The following is a 1,776-nucleotide window of genomic DNA, read 5'->3' on the forward strand; positions in this document are numbered from 1 at the left end:
CTTAGAACTGCGCAGTGTCCAGCAGGTACAACGATTCGCTACCGGCCTTCACCGAGGCGGTCAGCGAGTGGATGCGCGGCAGCAGGCGCGCGAAGTAGAAGCGCGCGGTGCCGAGCTTGCTGGCGTAGAACTCGTCCTGGCCTTCCTTACCCAAGGCGGCCCGCGCCATCAGCGCCCACATGTAGGCGTAGGCGGTGTAGCCGAACACGTGCAGGTACTCGACCGAGGCGGCACCGATCTCATTGGGGTTGGACTGCGCGCGGTCCAGGACCCAGGCGGTCAGCTCGTCGAGGTTGGCGATGGCGGCCTTCAGCGGCTGCACGAACTCGGCCAGTTCGGCGGGCGCACTCTCGGCGAACGCCTTGATCTCGTCGGCGAAGTGTTTGTAGAACGCCCCGCCGCTGCCGACCACCTTGCGCCCCACCAGGTCCAGCGCCTGGATGCCGTTGGTGCCTTCGTAGATCTGCGTGATGCGCACGTCACGCACCAGTTGCTCCTGGCCCCACTCGCGGATGAAACCGTGGCCGCCAAAGACCTGCTGGCCATGCACGGTGGTTTCCAGACCGAGGTCGGTGAGGAAGGCCTTGGCCACAGGGGTCAGCAGGGCGACCAGTTCTTCCGCGCGCTTGCGCACGACAGGGTCTTCGCTGAACTTGGCGGTGTCCAGCTGCATGGCGACGTAGCTGGAGAAGGCACGGCCGCCTTCGTTGGCTGCCTTCATGGTCAGCAGCATGCGGCGCACGTCGGGATGCACGATGATCGGGTCGGCCGCCTTGTCCTTGGCCACCGGGCCGGTCGGCGCGCGGCTCTGGATGCGCTCGCGGGCGTACTCCACGGCGCTCTGGTAGGAACGCTCGCCGGAGGCCAGGCCCTGGATACCCACGCCCAGGCGCTCGTAGTTCATCATGGTGAACATCGCCGCCAGACCCTTGTTCGGCGCATCGACGATGTAGCCGGTGGCGCCATCGAAGTTCATTACGCAGGTAGCGGAACCCTTGATGCCCATCTTGTGCTCGATCGAGCCGCAGCTCACTGCATTGCGTGCGCCAAGGCTGCCATCTTCGTTGACCATGACCTTGGGCACCAGGAACAGCGAGATACCTTTCGGACCGGCCGGTGCGTCGGGCAGCTTGGCCAGCACCAGATGGATGATGTTCTCGGTGAGGTCGTGCTCGCCGCCGGTGATGAAGATCTTGGTGCCGGTGATCGTGTAGCTGCCATCGGCCTGCGGTTCGGCCTTGGTGCGGATGATGCCGAGGTCGGTACCGGCATGCGGCTCGGTCAGGCACATGGAGCCCGCCCAGACGCCGGCGTACATGTTCGGCAGGTACTTTGCCTTCAGCTCGTCGCTGGCGTGGGCGTTGAGCGACAGGCAGGCGCCGGCGGTCAGCATCGGGTACAGGCCGAACGACAGGTTGGCCGCGTTGACCATCTCCTCCACCTGGGCGGAGATGACCTTGGGCATGCCCATGCCGCCGTAGACCGGGTCACCGCCCACGCCGACCCAGCCGCCTTCGGCGTAGGTCTGGTAGGCCGCGGGGAAGCCGGCCGGCGTCGTGACCACGCCATCCTGCCATTGGCAGCCTTCTTCGTCGCCGCTGCGGTTGAGCGGTGCAACCACTCCGGCGGTCACTTTCCCGGCCTCTTCGAGGATCGCCGCAGCGGTATCGACGTCAACCACTTCGGCCAGCGCCGGCAGTTCTGACCACAGTTTGGCCACGTCGAAGACTTCATTGAGGACGAAGCGCATGTCGCGCAAGGGGGCTTTGTAGTCAG

General features: G+C 65.6%; 1 protein-coding gene. It reads right to left on the reverse strand.

The annotated features are described in order from the left end of the window. Position 1: 1 nt before the first annotated feature. Positions 2 to 1,776 (reverse strand): acyl-CoA dehydrogenase C-terminal domain-containing protein (locus J7302_RS26215; protein ID WP_215381762.1); only part of this gene is annotated, 1,775 nt, incomplete at its 5' end.

The sequence above is a fragment of the Metapseudomonas boanensis genome (assembly GCF_018704125.1).
GTDB classification, from domain to species: domain Bacteria; phylum Pseudomonadota; class Gammaproteobacteria; order Pseudomonadales; family Pseudomonadaceae; genus Metapseudomonas; species Metapseudomonas boanensis.